General features: G+C 64.1%; 19 protein-coding genes. All 19 read left to right on the top strand.

Annotation, left to right across the window (positions count from 1 at the left end; genetic code table 11):
- Window positions 1-299 precede the first annotated feature (299 nt).
- The 19 genes from mnmG to PT85_RS14525 all read left to right on the top strand — a co-directional run bounded on the left by mnmG (window position 300) and on the right by PT85_RS14525 (window position 19,050).
- The gene (gene mnmG, locus PT85_RS14615) at window positions 300-2,192 is read left to right on the top strand and encodes a tRNA uridine-5-carboxymethylaminomethyl(34) synthesis enzyme MnmG (protein WP_039562264.1); all 1,893 of its coding nucleotides are present in this window, start codon (window positions 300-302) and stop codon (window positions 2,190-2,192) included.
- Entirely contained in the window at window positions 2,192-2,839 is a 648-nt protein-coding gene (gene rsmG, locus PT85_RS14610; protein ID WP_027588924.1) for a 16S rRNA (guanine(527)-N(7))-methyltransferase RsmG, read from the top strand. The genes mnmG and rsmG overlap by 1 nt, the downstream gene beginning before the upstream one ends.
- A gap of 19 nt (window positions 2,840-2,858) precedes the next feature.
- On the top strand, window positions 2,859-3,635 hold the full coding sequence (locus PT85_RS14605) for a ParA family protein (RefSeq protein WP_027588923.1): 777 nt from the start codon (window positions 2,859-2,861) through the stop codon (window positions 3,633-3,635).
- Window positions 3,636-3,649: 14 nt separating this feature from the next.
- Complete coding sequence (locus tag PT85_RS14600) at window positions 3,650-4,522, top strand: ParB/RepB/Spo0J family partition protein (protein ID WP_027588922.1); 873 nt, start codon at window positions 3,650-3,652, stop codon at window positions 4,520-4,522.
- Window positions 4,523-4,631: 109 nt separating this feature from the next.
- Window positions 4,632-5,042, top strand: coding sequence for a F0F1 ATP synthase subunit I (locus tag PT85_RS14595; RefSeq protein WP_074467532.1), 411 nt, complete (start codon window positions 4,632-4,634; stop codon window positions 5,040-5,042).
- A gap of 16 nt (window positions 5,043-5,058) precedes the next feature.
- On the top strand, window positions 5,059-5,913 hold the full coding sequence (gene atpB, locus PT85_RS14590; protein ID WP_027588920.1) for a F0F1 ATP synthase subunit A: 855 nt from the start codon (window positions 5,059-5,061) through the stop codon (window positions 5,911-5,913).
- Between the two features lie 51 nt (window positions 5,914-5,964).
- Window positions 5,965-6,204, top strand: a complete 240-nt coding sequence (gene atpE / locus PT85_RS14585) for a F0F1 ATP synthase subunit C (RefSeq protein WP_027588919.1) — start codon at window positions 5,965-5,967, stop codon at window positions 6,202-6,204.
- 87 nt (window positions 6,205-6,291) lie between these two features.
- Entirely contained in the window at window positions 6,292-6,762 is a 471-nt protein-coding gene (locus tag PT85_RS14580) for a F0F1 ATP synthase subunit B (protein ID WP_027588918.1), read from the top strand.
- Between the two features lie 12 nt (window positions 6,763-6,774).
- A complete protein-coding gene (locus PT85_RS14575) occupies window positions 6,775-7,311 on the top strand; it encodes a F0F1 ATP synthase subunit delta (protein WP_027588917.1) in 537 nt (178 codons plus the stop codon).
- A gap of 15 nt (window positions 7,312-7,326) precedes the next feature.
- Window positions 7,327-8,871 (top strand): F0F1 ATP synthase subunit alpha, encoded by a 1,545-nt coding sequence (gene atpA / locus PT85_RS14570; protein ID WP_027588916.1) that lies wholly within the window; start codon window positions 7,327-7,329, stop codon window positions 8,869-8,871.
- Between the two features lie 50 nt (window positions 8,872-8,921).
- A complete protein-coding gene (gene atpG, locus PT85_RS14565; protein ID WP_027588915.1) occupies window positions 8,922-9,788 on the top strand; it encodes a F0F1 ATP synthase subunit gamma in 867 nt (288 codons plus the stop codon).
- A gap of 30 nt (window positions 9,789-9,818) precedes the next feature.
- On the top strand, window positions 9,819-11,195 hold the full coding sequence (gene atpD, locus PT85_RS14560) for a F0F1 ATP synthase subunit beta (protein ID WP_027588914.1): 1,377 nt from the start codon (window positions 9,819-9,821) through the stop codon (window positions 11,193-11,195).
- A 74-nt stretch (window positions 11,196-11,269) separates the two neighbouring features.
- Window positions 11,270-11,698, top strand: coding sequence for a F0F1 ATP synthase subunit epsilon (locus tag PT85_RS14555; RefSeq protein ID WP_027588913.1), 429 nt, complete (start codon window positions 11,270-11,272; stop codon window positions 11,696-11,698).
- Window positions 11,699-11,832: 134 nt separating this feature from the next.
- Window positions 11,833-13,197 (top strand): bifunctional UDP-N-acetylglucosamine diphosphorylase/glucosamine-1-phosphate N-acetyltransferase GlmU, encoded by a 1,365-nt coding sequence (glmU, locus tag PT85_RS14550; protein ID WP_039607093.1) that lies wholly within the window; start codon window positions 11,833-11,835, stop codon window positions 13,195-13,197.
- 103 nt (window positions 13,198-13,300) lie between these two features.
- On the top strand, window positions 13,301-14,086 hold the full coding sequence (locus PT85_RS14545) for a DeoR/GlpR family DNA-binding transcription regulator (RefSeq protein WP_037008356.1): 786 nt from the start codon (window positions 13,301-13,303) through the stop codon (window positions 14,084-14,086).
- 12 nt (window positions 14,087-14,098) lie between these two features.
- The gene (gene glmS, locus PT85_RS14540) at window positions 14,099-15,934 is read left to right on the top strand and encodes a glutamine--fructose-6-phosphate transaminase (isomerizing) (RefSeq protein WP_039607092.1); all 1,836 of its coding nucleotides are present in this window, start codon (window positions 14,099-14,101) and stop codon (window positions 15,932-15,934) included.
- Between the two features lie 286 nt (window positions 15,935-16,220).
- A complete protein-coding gene (locus PT85_RS14535) occupies window positions 16,221-16,817 on the top strand; it encodes a paraquat-inducible protein A (protein ID WP_027588909.1) in 597 nt (198 codons plus the stop codon).
- Window positions 16,814-17,440: a paraquat-inducible protein A gene (locus PT85_RS14530; protein ID WP_037008355.1), complete on the top strand. Its 627-nt coding sequence runs from the start codon at window positions 16,814-16,816 to the stop codon at window positions 17,438-17,440. Before PT85_RS14535 ends, PT85_RS14530 begins: the two co-directional genes overlap by 4 nt.
- Window positions 17,440-19,050, top strand: coding sequence for a PqiB family protein (locus tag PT85_RS14525; RefSeq protein WP_037008354.1), 1,611 nt, complete (start codon window positions 17,440-17,442; stop codon window positions 19,048-19,050). Before PT85_RS14530 ends, PT85_RS14525 begins: the two co-directional genes overlap by 1 nt.
- The last annotated feature ends 1 nt before the right edge of the window (window position 19,051 follow it).

The raw sequence follows: 19,051 nt of genomic DNA, 5'->3' as shown, positions 1-19,051 counted from the left end.
AGGCCACTTCTCCCCAGCTTGCCGACCGCTTATGCCAAGCTTGCACCCGGGTTCGGCACAGGGTTGTCATTGTCTGAAAGCCCTTTGCCAGAGGGCTTACAGGCCGTTATCCACAGAACGGAACGTTGCTAAACATAGCTTTAAGAGAAAGCTCTTTAAGAAATTCATATCTCTCTATCTATAAAAGACCTGGCGTACCGAGTGGCGGGCAAGCGACGGCCATGACTTCTTTCAGGCACTCTCTACGCCTATACTTGCCGGCTTCCCCGAATTCACAGTTCATAACCGCGAGGTGCGTGGTGGACTTCCCTTCCCGTTTCGACGTCATCGTGATCGGCGGTGGCCATGCCGGTACCGAGGCGGCCCTGGCCGCTGCGCGCATGGGCGTGAAGACCCTGCTGCTCAGCCACAACGTGGAAACCCTCGGCCACATGAGCTGCAACCCGGCGATCGGCGGCATCGGCAAGAGCCACCTGGTCAAGGAGATCGATGCGCTGGGCGGTGTCATGGCGCAAGCCACCGACCTGGCCGGCATCCAGTTCCGTGTGCTCAATGCGCGCAAAGGGCCCGCCGTACGCGCCACCCGCGCCCAGGCGGATCGCGCGTTGTACAAGGCCGCCATCCGCAGCCTGCTGGAAAACCAGCCCAACCTGTGGATATTCCAGCAATCCGCCGATGACCTGATCGTCGAACAGGATCAGGTCAAGGGTGTCGTCACTCAGATGGGCCTGCGTTTCCTGGCCGATAACGTGGTGTTGACCACCGGAACCTTCCTCGGCGGACTTATCCACATCGGGTTGCAGAACTACTCTGGCGGTCGCGCTGGCGACCCGCCCTCGATCGCCCTGGCCCGTCGCCTGCGCGAGCTGCCGCTGCGCATCGGCCGCCTGAAGACCGGCACGCCCCCGCGCCTGGATGGCCGCACCATCGATTTCTCGGTGATGACCGAGCAGCCGGGCGACACGCCGACGCCGGTGATGTCCTACCTGGGCAAGGTGGAGCAGCACCCGCGCCAGGTCAGCTGCTGGATTACCCATACCAACGCGCGTACTCACCAGATCATCGCCGGCAACCTGGATCGCTCGCCCATGTATTCGGGGATCATCGAGGGCATCGGCCCGCGCTACTGTCCGTCGATCGAGGACAAGATCCACCGCTTCGCCGACAAGGACAGCCACCAGGTGTTTCTGGAGCCGGAAGGGTTATCCACAAACGAGTATTACCCGAACGGGATATCCACCTCGCTGCCCTTCGATGTCCAGCTGGAGATCGTGCGTTCCATCCGCGGCCTGGAGAACACCCACATCGTGCGCCCGGGTTATGCGATCGAGTACGACTACCTGGATCCCCGCGACCTGAAGTCCTCGCTGGAAACCAAAGTGATCGGCGGGCTGTTCTTTGCCGGTCAGATCAACGGCACCACCGGCTACGAAGAGGCCGGCGCACAGGGCCTGCTGGCCGGCGCCAATGCCGCGCTGCGTGCGCAGGGCCGCGAGGCTTGGAGTCCGCGCCGTGACGAGGCCTATCTGGGTGTGCTGGTCGACGACCTGATCACCCTGGGCACCCAGGAGCCGTATCGCATGTTCACCTCGCGCGCCGAGTACCGGCTGATCCTGCGCGAGGACAACGCGGACCTGCGCCTGACCGAGAAGGGCCGCGAACTGGGCCTGATCGACGACGCACGCTGGGCAGCCTTCGAAGCCAAGCGCGAGGGCATCGCCCGCGAGGAACAGCGCCTGAAGAGCACCTGGGTCCGTCCAGGCACGCCGGAGGGTGAGGCGATTGTGCAGCGCTTCGGCACTCCGCTGACCCACGAATACAACCTGCTCAACCTGCTGGCCCGTCCGGAGGTGGACTACGCCGGCCTGCTGGCTGTCAGCGGCGACACGGAAGTGGACCCGCAGGTTGCCGAACAGGTGGAGATCCGTACCAAGTACGCCGGTTATATCGAGCGTCAGCAGGACGAGATTGCTCGCCTGCGGGCCAGCGAGGACGTCCGCCTGCCGGAGGATATCGACTACACGGCGATTTCCGGCCTGTCGCGGGAGATCCAGCAGAAGCTCGGCCAGGCCCGCCCGGAAACCCTGGGGCAGGCCGGACGCATCCCCGGCGTCACTCCGGCGGCGATTTCCCTGCTGCTCATCCACCTGAAGAAACGCGGCGCTGCCCGCGGCCTGGAGCAAAGCGCCTGATGAGCCTGGTGACCGAACGGCATGCCGAAGAATTGCGCCAGGGCGCGCGTCAGCTTGGCGTGAGCCTGCAGGCCCGCCAGGAAGAACAGCTGCTTGCCTACCTGGCCCTGCTGATCAAGTGGAACAAGGCCTACAACCTCACGGCGGTGCGCGACCCCGACGAGATGGTGTCCCGTCATCTGCTCGACAGCCTGAGCATCGTGCCCAGTGTGGCGCCGCTGGGCGAGCGCTGGCTGGATGTGGGCTCCGGCGGCGGCATGCCCGGTGTGCCGCTGGCCATCCTGTTCCCGGAGCGGAAGTTCACCCTGCTGGATTCCAACGGCAAGAAGACCCGCTTCCTGACCCAGGTGAAGCTGGAGTTGCAACTGTCGAACCTGGATGTTGTCCACAGTCGCGTCGAGGCCTACACCCCGGCGCAGTCCTTTGCTGGCATCTGCTCGCGCGCGTTCAGTTCGCTGCAGGACTTCGCCGACTGGACCCGCCATCTGGGCGATGGCGAAACCCGCTGGCTGGCCATGAAGGGCGTGCAGCCGGATGACGAGCTGCAGGCCCTGCCGGAAGACTTCCGCCTGGAAAGTTGCCAGGTGCTGAAGGTCCCTGGTTGCCAAGGCCAACGGCATCTGCTGATACTGCGCCGCACGGTCTAGACAGGGGAATGTGACAGCCATGGGCAAGGTATTTGCCATCGCCAACCAGAAGGGTGGGGTCGCCAAGACCACCACCTGCATCAACCTGGCAGCTTCGCTGGTGGCCACCAAGCGCAAGGTGCTGCTCATCGACCTTGATCCACAGGGCAACGCCACCAGTGGCAGCGGTGTGGACAAGTCCGCCGTCGAGCTGACCATCTACGATGTGCTGCTGGGCAACTGCAGCGTCGACGAGGCGCTGCAGCACTGCGAACACGGCGGCTATCCACTGCTGCCGGCCAACCGTGACCTCACCGCCGCCGAGGTGGAGCTGCTCAAGGTGCCGAACCGCGAGTTGCGCCTGCGCGAGGCCCTGGCGCCGGTGCGCGACCGTTTCGACTACATCCTGATCGATTGCCCGCCGACCCTGTCCATGCTGACCGTCAACGCCCTGGCCGCGGCGGACGGGGTGATCATTCCCATGCAGTGCGAGTACTACGCCCTGGAAGGTCTGACCGATCTGGTCAACTCCATCCAGCGCATCGCCCAGGCGCTCAATCCCGGGCTGAAGATCGAAGGCCTGCTGCGCACCATGTACGACCCGCGCATCAGCCTGGCCAACGAAGTGTCCGAGCAGCTCAAGGCGCATTTCGGCGACCGTCTCTACGACACCATCATTCCGCGCAACGTGCGGCTGGCCGAAGCGCCCAGCTACGGCATGCCCGCGTTGGCCTACGACAAGCAATCCCGCGGGGCGCTGGCCTATCTGGCGCTGGCCGGCGAACTGGCGCGCCGCCAGGCCGCAGTCCCCGCCTGACTCAAGGAACCCGCATGGCGATCAAGAAAAAAGGTCTCGGACGTGGACTCGATGCCCTGCTCGGCGGAGCCAGCGTGACCGCCATGCAGGAAGAGGCCGCTACGGCCGACCAGCGCGAGCTGCAACACCTGCCGCTCGACCTGATCCAGCGCGGCAAGTACCAGCCGCGTCGCGACATGGACCCCGAGGCCCTGGAGGAGCTGGCCCATTCGATCCAGGCCCAGGGCGTCATGCAGCCGATCGTGGTGCGCCCGATCGGCGACAACCGCTACGAGATCATCGCCGGCGAGCGCCGCTGGCGGGCCAGCCAACAGGCCGGACTGGAAAAGATCCCGGCCATGGTGCGTGAAGTGCCCGACGAGGCCGCCATCGCCATGGCGCTGATCGAGAATATCCAGCGCGAGGACCTCAACCCCATCGAGGAAGCGGTGGCCTTGCAGCGGCTGCAGCAGGAATTTCAGCTGACCCAGCAACAGGTGGCCGATGCGGTCGGCAAGTCGCGGGTGACCATCAGCAACCTGCTGCGCCTGATCGCCCTGCCTGAGGAAATCAAGACCTTGCTGGCTCATGGCGACCTGGAGATGGGGCATGCGCGCGCCTTGCTGGGCCTGCCGGCGGAACGCCAGGTGGAAGGTGCGCGGCATGTTGTCGCACGCGGGCTGACCGTGCGGCAGACCGAAGCCCTGGTGCGTCAGTGGCTTAACGAGAAGGAGCGTCCGGCGCGCGAGGAGCGCGCGGACCCCGATATCGAGCGACTGGAGCAGCGGCTGGCGGAGCGCCTGGGCTCACCCGTGCAGATCCGTCATGGACAGAAAGGCAAGGGCCAACTGATCATCCGCTACAGTTCTCTGGACGAGTTGCAGGGCGTCCTGGCGCATATCCGCTGAAACACTTCACATTCGGCGATAGTCGGAAATCCACCATAAGGCGGTTGAGTGCCAGAGGGGACCACCCTATACTCGCCCCGCATTTTTCGGCGGCGGGTCCGCCGAGCCAATGGGACGATCGGTGAACTACCGCAACAAGACACCGCTGTATCGCCTGCCGGTTTTCCGGGTGTTGCGGGCGCAGAGCCTGGTGATGCTGGTCGCAGCCCTGTGTGGCACGGTCCTGTTCGGCCGGCTCACGGGGTACTCCATGCTTCTGGGCGGACTGATTGCCCTGTTGGCCAATGTGTATTTCGCGTTCAAGGCCTTTCGTTATTTTGGCGCGCGATCGGCCCGGGCCATCGTCCAGTCCTTCTGGGCGGGCGAAATGGGCAAGCTGATTCTGACAGCAGCGCTGTTCGCGCTGGTGTTCGTGGCGGTAAAGCCCTTGCAGCCGCTCGCTCTGTTCACCGGCTACCTGCTGGTGCTGGGCACGGGGGCAAGCGCATTGCTGCTGCTGAAAAACAATCCGAAGCATTGAGCATTTTGAGGCGACTATGGCAAGCACCCCGGCTGAGTATATCCAGCACCACCTGCAGAACCTGACCTATGGCAAGTTGCCGGAAGGCTATGTTCGCGCAGATGGCAGCGTCCTCGATCAGGCCACCTGGACCGTCGCCCAGACCGGCGCCGAAGCCCAGGCCATGGGCTTCATGGCCGTCCACCTGGATACCCTGGGCTGGTCGCTGCTGATGGGCTTCATCTTCATCTTCCTGTTCCGCATGGTTGCCAAGAGCGCCACCGAAGGCGTGCCTGGCAAGCTGCAGAACCTGGTGGAAATCAGCGTCGAGTTCATCGAAGGCATCGTCAAGGACACCTTCCATGGTCGCAATCCCGTCATCGCGCCGCTGGCCCTGACCATCTTCGTCTGGGTGCTGCTGATGAACAGCCTGAAGTGGATCCCGGTCGACTACATCCCGGGCATCGCCACCCTGCTGGGCCTGCCGGCCTTCAAGATCGTGCCGACCGCCGACCCGAACGGCACCTTCGGCCTGTCGCTGGGCGTGTTCATCCTGATCCTGTTCTACAGCGTCAAGGTCAAGGGCGTCGGCGGCTTCGCCAAGGAACTGGGCTTCACCCCGTTCAAGCACTGGTCGCTGATCCCCTTCAACCTGTTCCTCGAAATCCTCGGTCTGCTGACCAAGCCGCTGAGTCTGGCTCTGCGTTTGTTCGGCAACATGTATGCCGGTGAGGTGGTGTTCATCCTCATCGCACTGCTGCCGTTCTACGTGCAGTGGGCACTGAACGTGCCGTGGGCGATCTTCCATATTCTGGTGATCCCGCTGCAGGCGTTCATCTTCATGGTGCTGACCGTGGTGTACCTCAGCGCTGCCCATGAAGAACACCACTGAGCAACGCTCGATCCTTTGCAAACCCTAACCCCTTAGCTTCAGGAGCTTTACATGGAACTCGTCATCATCGCCGCCTCTATCATGATCGGTCTGGGTGCTCTGGGCACCGGCATCGGCTTCTCCATCCTGGGTGGCAAGCTGCTGGAATCCACCGCTCGTCAACCCGAGCTGGCTCCCCAGCTGCAAACCAAGACCTTCCTGATGGCCGGTCTGCTCGACGCCGTTCCGATGATCGGTGTTGGTATCGCCATGTACCTCATCTTCGTTGTTGCTCCCAGCGTCGCTGGCTAATCAATGATTACTTCCGGGCGGCGGCGCCTGAGGCCCGCCACCCGGCTGCAATCACTGTGAAACAACGAAATAGCATGAGGTAGATCAGTGAACATTAATCTGACGCTGCTCGGTCAAACGCTCGCCTTCGCTATTTTCGTCTGGTTCTGCATGAAGTTCGTCTGGCCGCCGGTAACGGCCGCCATGAGTGCCCGCCAGAAGAAAATCGCCGAAGGTCTGGATGCCGCCGGCCGTGCGCAGCAAGACCTGAAACTGGCTCAGGAGAAGGTGTCCAACACCCTCCGCGAGACCAAGGAACAGGCTGCCCAGATCCTCGAGCAGGCGAACAAGCACGCCAACTCGATCATCGAGGAAGCCAAAGAACAGGCTCGCGCCGAAGGCGAACGCCTGATCGCCGGTGCCCGCGCCGAAATCGAACAGGAAGTGAACCGCGCCAAGGATCAACTGCGCAACCAGGTGGCGGCTCTGGCCGTGGCCGGTGCGGAGAAGATTCTGGAGTCCCAGGTGGACGCCAAGGTACACAACGATCTGGTCGAAAAACTGGCCTCCCAACTCTAAGCGAGGCGAGCGATGATCAATACCCAGACGCTTGCTCGGCCTTACGCCAAAGCCGCTTTCGAGGTCGCCAGCGCGGCCGGTCGTGCGGATGCCTGGTCGGCCATGCTGAACCTGGCAGCCGTCGCCGTCGAAGTTCCCGAAGTCGCCGCGTTGCTGAACGACCCGCGCCTGACCCGCGAAAGCAAGGTCGAGGCTCTGGTTCGTCTGTTCGGTAGCGATATCGACGAAGCGTTCCGCAATTTCGTGCTGACCCTGGGCGAGAACGATCGCCTGGCGGTGCTGCCGACCGTGCGCGAGCTGTTCGAGGAGCTCAAGGCCGAGTCCGAAAAAACGCTCGATGCGCAGGTGGAAACCGCGTACGAGCTTAGCAACGAGCAACTCCAATCCTTGGCTGCCGCCCTGTCCAAGCGACTAGATCGCACCGTCAACCTCCAGCAGGCGGTGAATCCTGCGCTGATCGGCGGCGTCGTGATTCGCGCCGGCGACGTGGTTGTCGACGGTTCGGTCCGCGGCAAACTGAGCCAGTTGGCCGAATCGTTGAAATCCTGATTTGAGGGTCATGGCATGCAGCAACTGAATCCTTCCGAGATTAGTGAAATCATCAAGCAGCGCATCGAGAAAACCGATGTCGCCGCTCAAGCCCGCAACGAGGGCACCGTCGTCAGCGTTTCCGACGGTATCGTGCGCATCTTCGGTCTCGCCGACGTCATGTACGGCGAAATGATCGAATTCCCCGGTGGTGTCTACGGCATGGCGTTGAACCTGGAGCAGGACTCCGTGGGCGCCGTGGTGTTGGGCAGCTACCTGAGCCTGAAGGAAGGCATGAGCGCCAAGTGCACCGGCCGCATCCTGGAAGTCCCGGTCGGTCCGGAACTGCTGGGTCGCGTGGTCGATGCCCTGGGCAACCCGATCGATGGCAAGGGCCCGATCAACGCCAAGCTGACCGACGCAGTCGAGAAGGTCGCTCCGGGCGTGATCTGGCGTAAGTCCGTGGACCAGCCGGTGCAGACCGGTTACAAGTCCGTTGACGCCATGATCCCGGTCGGCCGTGGCCAGCGCGAGCTGATCATCGGTGACCGTCAGATCGGCAAGACCGCCATGGCGATCGACGCGATCATCAACCAGCGCAACAGCGGCATCAAGTGCGTCTACGTGGCCATCGGCCAGAAGCAGTCCACTATCGCCAACGTGGTTCGCAAGCTGGAAGAGCACGGCGCCCTGGCCAACACCATCATCGTTGCCGCTTCCGCCTCCGAGTCCGCCGCCCTGCAATACCTGGCGCCGTACTCCGGTTGCACCATGGGCGAATACTTCCGCGACCGCGGTGAAGACGCCCTGATCGTGTACGACGACCTGTCCAAGCAGGCCGTTGCCTACCGCCAGATTTCCCTGCTGCTGCGTCGTCCGCCGGGACGTGAAGCCTACCCGGGCGACGTGTTCTATCTCCACAGCCGCCTGCTGGAGCGCGCTTCCCGCGTGTCCGAAGAGTACGTGGAGCAGTTCACCAAGGGCGAAGTGAAGGGCAAGACCGGCTCGCTGACCGCACTGCCGATCATCGAAACCCAGGCTGGCGACGTTTCCGCGTTCGTTCCGACCAACGTGATTTCCATCACCGACGGTCAGATCTTCCTGGAATCGGCCATGTTCAACGCAGGCATCCGTCCGGCCGTCAACGCCGGTATCTCGGTATCCCGCGTGGGTGGCGCCGCTCAGACCAAGATCATCAAGAAGCTGTCCGGTGGTATCCGTACCGCGCTGGCCCAGTACCGTGAACTGGCTGCGTTCGCGCAGTTCGCTTCCGACCTGGACGAAGCGACCCGCAAGCAGCTGGAGCATGGTCAGCGTGTCACCGAGCTGATGAAGCAGAAGCAGTACGCGCCGATGTCCATCGCCGAGATGGCCGTTTCGCTGTACGCCGCCGAGCGTGGCTACCTGGTCGACGTTGAAGTGTCCAAAGTGGGCGCCTTCGAGCAGGCCCTGATCGCGTACTTCCAGCGCGAGAAGGCCGACCTGCTGGCGAAGATCAACGAGAAGGGCGACTTTAACGACGACATCGATGCCGGCATCAAGGCGGGTATCGAAGCGTTCAAAGCCACCCAGTCCTGGTAAGCCGCAGCGGGAGCCGCAAGGCTCCCGCCTGCTAACCCGAAAGGTGTGAAATGGCAGGCGCAAAAGAGATTCGCAGCAAGATTGCGAGCATCAAAAGCACGCAGAAGATCACCAGCGCCATGGAAAAGGTGGCGGTCAGCAAGATGCGCAAGGCACAAATGCGCATGGCTGCCAGCCGCCCCTATGCGGAGCGGATCCGTGAAGTGATCGGTCACCTGGCCGACGCCAATCCGGAATACCGTCATCCGTTCATGGTGGAGCGCCCGGTCAAGCGAGTCGGCTACATCGTCGTCTCCACCGACCGTGGTCTGTGCGGCGGCCTGAACATCAACCTGTTCAAGGCCCTGATCAAACACATGAAGGAATGGCACGACCAGAAGGTCGAGGCCGACCTGTGCGTGATCGGCAACAAGGGCGCAAGCTTCTTCCGCAGCTTCGGCGGCAACGTGGTCGCGGCGATCGGCAACCTGGGCGAAGCCCCGTCGATCAATGACCTGATCGGCAACGTCAAGGTCATGCTGGACGCCTTCCACGCCGGCCGTATCGACCGTCTGTACCTGGTGTCGAACAAGTTCATCAACACCATGACCCAGAAGCCGAACATCGACCAGCTGCTGCCCCTGGCATCGCTGGACGCCGGCGAGACCCCGCGCAAGGGTCTGTGGGACTACCTCTACGAGCCGGATGCCCAGCAGTTGCTGGATGCCCTGCTGGTTCGTTTCATCGAGTCCCAGGTCTATCAGGGTGTGGTCGAGAACGGTGCTGCCGAGCAGGCTGCGCGGATGATCGCCATGAAGAGCGCCACCGACAACGCCGGTGAGCTCATCAGCGAACTGCAACTGGTCTACAACAAGGCCCGTCAGGCTGCGATCACTCAAGAGATTTCGGAAATCGTCGGCGGCGCTGCCGCGGTTTAAGAACGGTTCAAATATTCAGAGGAACCAAACATGAGTAGTGGACGTATCGTTCAAATCATCGGCGCCGTCATCGACGTGGAATTTCCGCGCGATCAGGTGCCGAACGTCTATGACGCGCTGAAAGTTCAAGGCGCGGCAACCACCCTGGAAGTCCAGCAGCAGCTGGGCGACGGCATCGTCCGTTCCATCGCCATGGGTTCCACCGAAGGCCTCAAGCGTGGCCTGGACGTGACCAACACCGGCGCCGCCATCGCCGTTCCGGTCGGCGCAGGTACCCTGGGCCGTATCATGAACGTGCTGGGCGAGCCGATCGACGAAGCCGGTCCGATCGCCACCGACGAGCATTGGGGCATCCACCGCGCCGCGCCGAGCTACGCCGATCAGGCGGGCGGCAACGAGCTGCTGGAAACCGGCATCAAGGTTATCGACCTGGTCTGCCCGTTCGCCAAGGGCGGTAAGGTCGGTCTGTTCGGTGGCGCCGGCGTCGGCAAGACCGTGAACATGATGGAACTGATCAACAACATCGCCAAGGCGCACAGCGGTCTGTCCGTGTTCGCCGGCGTGGGCGAGCGTACCCGTGAAGGGAACGACTTCTACCACGAAATGAAGGACTCCAACGTCCTCGACAAGGTGGCGATGGTGTACGGCCAGATGAACGAGCCGCCGGGAAACCGTCTGCGCGTCGCCCTGACCGGCCTGACCATGGCCGAGAAGTTCCGTGACGAAGGCCGTGACGTTCTGCTGTTCGTCGACAACATCTACCGTTACACCCTGGCCGGTACCGAAGTGTCCGCGCTGCTGGGTCGTATGCCGTCCGCAGTGGGTTACCAGCCGACCCTGGCCGAGGAAATGGGCGTTCTGCAAGAGCGCATCACCTCCACCAAGATCGGTTCGATCACCTCCGTGCAGGCCGTTTACGTTCCCGCGGACGACCTGACCGACCCGAGCCCGGCGACCACCTTCGCCCACCTCGACGCCACCGTCGTACTGTCCCGTGACATCGCCTCCCTGGGTATCTACCCGGCCGTGGACCCGCTGGACTCCACCAGCCGTTCGCTGGACCCGCTGGTGGTTGGCCAGGAGCACTACGAGACCGCGCGTGGCGTGCAGTACGTGCTGCAGCGCTACAAGGAACTGAAGGACATCATCGCCATCCTGGGTATGGACGAACTGTCCGAGACCGACAAGCAGCTGGTGGCCCGCGCTCGTAAGATCCAGCGCTTCCTGTCCCAGCCGTTCCACGTGGCCGAAGTGTTCACCGGTGCCCCCGGCAAGTACGTTCCGCTGAAGGAAACCATCCGTGGTTTCGCTGGCATCCTGGCTGGTGACTACGATCACCTGCCGGAGCAGGCGTTCTACATGGTTGGCACCATCGACGAAGCCATCGAGAAAGCCAAGAAACTGTAATGGGTCGCGCCCGGCAACGGGCGCCGTACCAGGGCGGGGGCAACCCCGCCTGACCTGACTACCGAGGCATTTGTATGGCTATGACAGTCCATTGCGACATCGTCAGTGCAGAAGAGCAGCTGTTCTCCGGGCTGGTGGAAATGGTCGTTGCCCATGGTCACCTCGGCGACCTGGGTATCCTGCCCAACCACGCGCCCCTGCTCAGCGACCTCAAGCCCGGCCCGGTGCGCGTGATCAAGCAGGGCGGTGAGGAAGAAATCTTCTACATCTCCGGCGGCTTCATCGAAGTGCAGCCGAACATGGTGAAGGTGCTTGCCGATACCGCCACTCGCGCCAAGGACCTCGACGAGGCTGCCGCCCAGGAGGCCATCAAGGCCGCCGAGAAGGCCCTCAACGAGAAGGGCGCCGAGTTCGATTACGGTTCGGCCGCCGCTCGCCTGGCCGAGGCCGCTGCCCAGCTGCGGACCATCGAGGCGATGCGCAAGAAGTACGGCCGCGGCTGATCGCCACGCCGTATTTTCCGCAAGACGAGAAAGGGTAGCTTCGGCTACCCTTTTTTCATTTTGGAAGGGCCGTACGGCCCTGCATGAAGCCCAGCGCGCACGGCGTTCGCCGGCGCCCCGTTCAGGATCTTTCCATGTCGCTCGATATCGTCATTCTCGCTGCCGGCCAGGGTACCCGCATGCGTTCGGCCCTGCCCAAGGTCCTCCATCCGGTCGCCGGCAAGCCCATGCTCGGCCACGTCATCGACACCGCCCGCCAACTTGCGCCGCAAAGCATCCAGGTGGTGATCGGCCATGGTGCCGAGAAGGTGCGCGAGCGCCTGGCGGCCGATGACCTGTCCTTCGTGGTGCAGGAGCAGCAACTGGGCACCGGCCACGCTGTGGCCCAGGCGCAGCCGCATCTGAGCGCCGAGCGTGTGCTGATCCTCTACGGCGATGTGCCGCTGATCGAACCCGCTACGCTGCAGCGCCTGCTGGAGCAGGTGAACGCGCGTCAGCTCGGCCTGCTTACCGTCGAACTGGCCGATCCCACCGGCTATGGTCGCATCCTGCGTGACGGGCACGGCGAAGTGCAGGCGATCGTCGAACACAAGGATGCCAGCGAGGCGCAGCGCGCCATCCGCGAAGGCAACACCGGCATCCTCGCCGTACCTGGCCACTGCCTGGGCGACTGGCTGGGGCGGCTGTCCAACAGCAACGCCCAGGGCGAGTACTACCTGACCGACGTGATTGCCATGGCCGTGGCCGACGGCCTGCGCATCGCCACCGTACAAGCCGCCGACGAGATGGAAGTACTGGGCGCCAACGACCGCATCCAGCTCGCCCAGCTGGAGCGCCACTACCAGGGCCGTGCCGCGCGCCGGCTGATGGCCCAGGGCGTGACGCTGATCGATCCGGCGCGTTTCGACCTGCGCGGCGAGGCCAGTGTGGGTCGCGACGTGCTGATCGACGTCAACGTGATCCTCGAAGGCAAGGTCATCATCGAGGACAACGTGCAGATCGGCCCGAACTGCGTGATCAAGGATTCCGTGCTGCGCGCCGGCGCCATCATCAAGGCCAATTCGCACCTGGAAGGCGCGCAAGTCGGCGAGGGCGCCGACTGTGGTCCGTTCGCCCGCCTGCGCCCGGGCGCCGTGCTGGGCAAGAAGGCCCACGTCGGCAACTTCGTCGAGCTGAAGAACGCGGTGCTCGGCGAGGGCGCCAAGGCCGGTCACCTGAGCTACCTGGGCGATGCCGAGATCGGTGCGCGCACCAACATCGGCGCGGGCACCATCACCTGCAACTACGACGGCGCCAACAAGCACCGCACGGTGATGGGCGAGGACGTGTTCATCGGCTCCAACAGCTCGCTGGTGGCGCCGCTCAACCTGGGCGCCGGCTCGACCACCGGTGCCGGTTCGACCATCACCCAGGACGTGCCGGCCGACAGCCTGGCGGTCGGGCGCGGCAAGCAGCGCAACATCGAAGGCTGGAAGCGTCCGGTGAAGAACAAGCCCTGAGGCCAGTCCGCTCCCACGGAAAGCGCGCTAGCGATCAGCTTTCGCTTGCCGCTGCGCCCGCTGCTATGTTTTGATTCGCGCCCTGAAAGTTTCGGATCGAAACATGTCGCTTCCCAAACGCAACACCTTGCAGCGTCGCCACGCCATTCTCAGCCTGCTCGCCGAGCAGGGTGAGGTGGGTGTCGACGCCTTGGCCAAGCGTTTTTCCACCTCCGAAGTCACCATCCGCAAGGACCTGGCGGCGCTGGAAAAGAACGGGCTGCTGCTGCGTCGCTATGGCGGCGCCGTGCCGATGCCCCAGGAACTGATTGCCGAGGAGCAGGCACAGACCGCTTCCCCCTGGAAGCAGGCCATCGCCCGCGCTGCGGTGGGGCTGATTCGCGAGCATGCGCGGGTGATCATCGACAGCGGCAGCACCACCGCCGCGATGATTCCGCAGCTGGGCCGCAAGCCCGGTCTGGTGGTGATGACCAACTCGTTGAACGTGGCCAACGCGCTGCGCGAGCTGGAGCATGAGCCGGCGCTGCTGATGACCGGCGGCACCTGGGACCCGAACTCGGAATCCTTCCAGGGTCAGGTGGCCGAGCAAGTGCTGCGTTCCTACGATTTCGACCAGCTGTTCATCGGTGCCGACGGCATCGACCTGGAGCGTGGCACCACCACCTTCAACGAACTGCTCGGCCTGTCGCGGGTGATGGCCGAGGTGGCCCGTGAAGTCATCGTGCTGGTGGAGAGCGACAAGATCGGCCGGCGCATTCCCAACCTGGAGCTGCCCTGGGCGCAGATCCATACCCTGATCACCGATACGCGCCTCGAAGACGACGCGCGCAGACGCATCGAGGCCCATGGCGTGAGGCTCATCTGTACCGCCATGGCCGAGCACCCCTAAGGAGAAACAACCATGTGTGGCATCGTAGGCGCCGTCGCCGAACGCAACATCACGCCGATCCTGCTCGAAGGCCTCAAGCGCCTGGAATACCGCGGCTATGACAGCGCCGGCATCGCCGTCATCGACAGCGATGGCCAGCTGATGCGCCTGCGCCGCTCCGGCAAGGTCGCCGAGCTGGAACAGGCCCAGCAGCAGGAGCCCCTGGCCGGGCGCATCGGTATCGCCCACACCCGCTGGGCCACCCATGGCGCACCCTGCGAGCGCAACGCCCACCCGCACTTCTCCAGCAACGAGATTGCCGTGGTGCACAACGGCATCATCGAGAACCACCAGGCGCTGCGCGAGCAGCTGAAAGGCCTGGGCTACCTGTTCACCTCGGACACCGACACAGAGGTCATCGTCCACCTGCTGCACTACAAGCTGCACGAGATGGGCGACCTGGCCGCGGCCCTCAAGGCCGCCGTGCAGGAACTGCATGGCGCCTATGGCCTGGCGGTGGTCGCCGCCAGCCAGCCGGACCGTCTCCTCGCCGCACGCAGCGGCAGCCCGCTGGTGGTGGGCCTGGGCCTGGGCGAGAACTTCCTGGCCTCCGACCAGTTGGCCCTGCGCCAGGTGACCGACCGCTTCCTCTACCTGGAAGAGGGCGACATCGCCGAGATCCGCCGCGACAGCGTGCGCATCTGGGACATCGAAGGCCGCGAGGTACAGCGCGAAACCCTGCAACTGCAGGAAGGTGCCGAGGCCGCGGACAAGGGCGAATACCGCCACTTCATGCTCAAGGAGATCCACGAGCAGCCCAAGGTGGTGCAGCGCACCCTGGAAGGCCGTCTGGCCGACGATCAGGTGCTGGTGCAGGCCTTCGGCCCGCAGGCCGCCGAGCTGTTCGCCAAGGTGCGCAACGTGCAGATCATCGCCTGCGGCACCAGCTTCCACGCCGGCATGGTGGCGCGCTACTGGCTGGAAGGCCTGACCGGCATTCCCTGCCAGGTGGAAGTGGCCAGCGAGTTCCGCTACCGCAAGGTCGCGGTGCAGCCCGACACGCTGTTCGTGACCATCTCCCAGTCCGGCGAAACCGCCGACACCCTGGCCGCCCTGCGCAATGCCAAGGGCGCCGGCTACCTGGCCAGCCTGACCATCTGCAACGTGGCCACCAGCTCGCTGGTCCGCGAATCCGACCTGTGCCTGCTGACCAACGCCGGCCCGGAAATCGGCGTGGCGTCCACCAAGGCCTTCACCACCCAGCTGGTCGGCCTGCTGCTGCTCACCCTGGCCCTGGGCCGCAGCCAGCAGCGCCTGGCTGCAGGCCTGGAGGCCGAGCTGGTCGGCGAGCTGCGTCGCCTGCCCAGCCGCCTCGGCGAAGTGCTGGGCATGGAAAAGGCTGTGGAAAAGGTCGCGGAACTTTTTGCAGAGAAGCACCACACCCTGTTCCTCGGCCGTGGCGTCCAGTATCCGGTGGCCATGGAAGGGGCGCTCAAGCTCAAGGAAATCTCCTACATCCACGCCGAAGCCTACCCGGCCGGCGAGCTCAAGCACGGCCCGCTGGCCCTGGTGGACAGCGACATGCCGGTGGTCACCGTGGCGCCCAACGACGAACTGCTGGAAAAGCTCAAGTCCAACCTGCAGGAAGTGCGCGCCCGTGGCGGCCAACTGATCGTCTTCGCCGACGAACAGGCCGGCATGGACAAGGAAGATGGCGTGCAGGTCATTCCCATGTCGCATGTGCACGAGGTGTTGGCGCCGATCTACTACACCCTGCCGCTGCAGTTGCTGTCCTACTACGTTGCCGTGCTGCGCGGCACCGACGTCGACCAGCCGCGCAACCTGGCCAAGTCGGTGACCGTGGAGTAATTCGTACCTGTCCGACCACTTGGTCTGGTCGGTCTGTTATTGCTGCACTGCTTAAAAAAGAAGCCGCATCTGCGGCTTCTTTTTTTCGTATCGGCCGCCTCGCCAGCTCGCCTCGTCACCCCGGCATATGCCTGAACTAATTCGCGCATCGTCCGCTCTACAGCTGAGCCTGCTTCGCTAATCCGGTCAGGACTGGAAGCGAGCGACCCGCAGAGGCGCGGCTGCCCGTCCATGGCTTTGACGGTGGTCGCATTGGGTGGATGAGCTTGGCCAGGTTGCATGCGCCATGACGAAAACCAGCGAGCTGATCGTTTGCGAGTACTGCGATGCGGTCTATCGCAAGACGTCTCTGGCGCGCCACCAGCGCTCGGTCTGCGTGCGTTGCGGGGGCGTTCTGCAGCGGCATGTCGGCCTTACCGTACAGCAGCGCCTGGCCCTGAGCGTGACGGCCGCGATCCTGATGGTCTACGCCCACTTCTATCCCGTGATGAGCATCAGGCTGCAGGGCGTGAGCAACTCCGCGACGCTGTGGGACTCGGTACAGATCCTCAGTCAGGGCTCCATCACCTTCATCGCGCTGGTAGCCGCACTGACCATCATCATCGCGCCCGTCCTGCAGGTGCTGTTGCTGATCTGGGTGTTGGCGTTCGCCATGCTTCGGCGGCGCTCGCCGGCGTTCGCGCTGTGCATGCGCGGGCTGGAGAGCCTGCGGCCGTGGAACATGCTCGAAGTGTGCCTGCTCGGCGCGCTGGTGGCGGTGATCAAGCTGGCCGGCATGCTTGATGTGATACCCGGCGCGGGGCTGATCGCGCTGGCCGCCCTGAGCGTGGTGCTGATCTACATCGCCGGGCGCGATGTGCGCGACCTCTGGGACCGGTTATGAACGAGCCACCGCTGGCCATCACCCTGAACCTGTGCCTGTGTCACGGCTGCGGCCTGGCCTGCGACATGCAGGGGAATCCGCAGCGCTGCGTCCGCTGTGGCGCACCGCTGCACTGGCGCAAGAGCGATGCGATTGCCCGCAGCTGGGCCTACCTGCTCGCGGCGCTGGTGCTCTACATACCCGCCAATGTGGTGCCGGTCATGCACACCAGCATGTTTGGCAGCAGTGGCGGCAGCACCATCATTGGCGGCGTCGTGGAGTTCTGGAAGGGCGGTGCCTGGGATATCGCACTGATCATCTTCATCGCCAGCGTCGGCGTCCCCTGCATCAAGTTCCTGGGCCTGTCCCTGCTGCTGATCACCACGCAGCGACACAGCGACTGGGCACTGCGCCAGCGCGCGCAGCTCTATCGCTTCATTGAAGTGATCGGCTACTGGTCGATGCTGGATGTGCTGGTCGTGGCGCTGGTCGCCGCGCTGGTGCAGATGCAGGAGCTGGGCACCATCGAACCCCGCCCGGGCATCCTGTTCTTCGGCCTGGTGGTGGTGTTCACCATGCTCTCGGCCATGAGTTTCGATCCCCGTCTGATCTGGGACGGCGCGACACCCCGGAGGGACGGCTGATGCAGCAGACGCCGCCGCAACCGGCTCCCATCAAGACCCGGCGCTGGAACGTGTCGCTGGTGTGGATCGTGCCGATCGTGGCCCTGCTGGTGGGCGCCTCGCTGGTGGTGCGCAACTGGATGCAGGAAGGTCCGACGCTCACGATCACCTTCAGGACCGGGGAAGGCCTGGTGGCCAACAAGACGGAGGTCAGGTACCGCAACCTGGTCATCGGCCAGGTGACCTCGATCAAGCTGGCCGAGGACAAGAAAAGCGTGAAGGCCACGGTGCGCCTGTCCAAGGAAGCGGAGTCCTTCGCCAGCGAGGATTCCCAGTTCTGGGTGGTGCGTCCGCGCATCGGAGCCGGCGGCGTCACCGGGCTGGATACGCTGTTATCGGGCAGCTTCATCGGCGCCGACGCCGGCCAGTCCGCGCGGCGCGCCGAACATTTCACCGGGCTGGAATCCCCGCCGCCCATCACCTACGGCGAGGAGGGCAAGCGCTTCCTCCTCTCGGCGCCGGACCTTGGTTCGCTGGACATTGGCTCCCCTATTTACTATCGCCGGATCCCGGTGGGCCAGGTGATTTCCTATGCCCTGGACGCCGATGGCGGAAGCGTCACCATCGAGATCTTCATTCGCGCCCCCCACGACGCGTATGTCACGCAAAACTCCCGTTTCTGGAATGCCAGCGGCATCGATGTGACCCTGGACGCCAAGGGCATCCGGGTCGATACCGCGTCGCTGGCCGCGATGCTGGCCGGCGGATTGGCCTTCCGTTCCCCGGAGTACGCCGCCGACGGGCCGCCCGCTGCCCAGGGGCAACGTTTCGAGCTGTTTGCCGATGAGCAGAGCGCACTGGCACCGCCCACTGGCCAGGCGAAATTCATTCGCTTGCGGTTCGATCAAGCGTTGCGCGGGCTGGCGGTCGACGCGCCGGTCGAGTTCATGGGCGTCGAGTTCGGCAAGGTCGTGGCGGTGAAGCTGGACTTCGATGAGCAGAAGCAGTCGTTCCCGGTCATGGTCGACGCGGTGGTCTATCCGGATCGCCTCGGGCCGGCCCATGCCAAGATGCTCAAGGCGCTCAAGCACTCCCCCGACGACGAGATGGCCACGGCGCGGCTCATCGGCAATTTCGTGGAGCATGGCCTGCGCGCACAGGCCCGCAGCGGCAACCTGCTGACCGGCCAGCTGTACATCTCCCTGGACTTCTATCCGGACGAGCCCGCGGTTGCCGTTGATCTGTCGGAACGGCCGATTCGCATTCCCACGGTGCCAGGTGATCTGGAGCGTGTTCAGGAGCGCTTCCAGCGCCTGGTCGACAAGCTGAGCCAGCTCCCGCTCGAAAGCATCGTCACCAATCTGGATGGGAACCTGAACGAGCTGCGGCAAGGGCTGCGCTTCTTCAATCGGCAGACCCTGCCGGGCCTGCAGACCACCCTGGAAGAGCTGCAACAAACCCTGGAGTCGGCCAATCGTACGCTGGCCGATGACTCCCCGCAGCGCCAGCAACTCAACCAGGCCATCACCGAGCTGCGGCGCATGTCACGCTCCCTGCGCGAGTTGACCGACTACCTGGGCCGGCATCCCGAATCGCTGATCCGGGGCCGCCCGAAATCCTCGGAACCCTGAG

The organism is Pseudomonas flexibilis (assembly GCF_000806415.1).
Lineage (GTDB): Bacteria > Pseudomonadota > Gammaproteobacteria > Pseudomonadales > Pseudomonadaceae > Serpens > Serpens flexibilis.
Note: the sequence above shows the minus strand (reverse complement) of the source record. Positions and strands in the feature narration are given on the sequence as shown.